The following is a 684-nucleotide window of genomic DNA, read 5'->3' on the forward strand; positions in this document are numbered from 1 at the left end:
TATTACCTTTTTATTCGCATCTATAAACTCATAATCTGAGTACTTTTCCTTCATTTCTTTAGTTGTACCAATCTCTTTTATAACATTGCCTTCAATAACTACACACCCATCATCCATATATGGATTTTGTTCATTTTTAGTTATCAATCTCCCATTTCCAACTAATATCATGTTTTGATACCTCCTAAGGTTATCTCAATACTTTACCAGCCTTAATATGTTTATATTCATTTTCTTCAATTACACAGTTTCCATTTATGATTACATAATCTATACCTGTTGGATATTGAGTAGAATCAATATAATCATCACACCCTGAAACTTTGTCTTTATCAAAGATAACTATATCTGCAAAGTATCCTTCTTTTAGTTGACCTCTATCTTTTATACTGAAACTTTGTGCAGCTTTTTTAGTCATTTTATGAACTGCTTCTTGTAAAGTCAGTACTCCTAATTCTCTAACATATCTTCCTAATATTTTAGGGAATGATCCATATGCTCTTGGATGTGGCTTTCCTGATAATAGACCATCTGTACAAACATTTTGTTCTTCTCTCTTCATGAAAGTTATAATATGTTCTTCTAGTCCGTAAAAATCTACCATTCCAACTGCATTTTCTTCTTCTAACAATAAGTCCATAGTAGCATCAACAGGATCTTTACCCCTCATTTCACCTATTTCTA

The 684-nt window shown here is 31.1% G+C and carries 1 protein-coding gene; it reads right to left on the reverse strand.

The annotated features are described in order from the left end of the window. Positions 1-190: 190 nt before the first annotated feature. The coding region (locus tag AZI32_RS17270; RefSeq protein WP_157450975.1) for an amidohydrolase family protein at positions 191-684 on the reverse strand (494 nt) is incomplete at its 5' end.

Origin of the sequence: Clostridium sp. ATCC 25772 (assembly GCF_001573875.1) — a bacterium.
Taxonomy (GTDB): Bacteria; Bacillota; Clostridia; order Clostridiales; family Clostridiaceae; genus Clostridium_J; species Clostridium_J senegalense.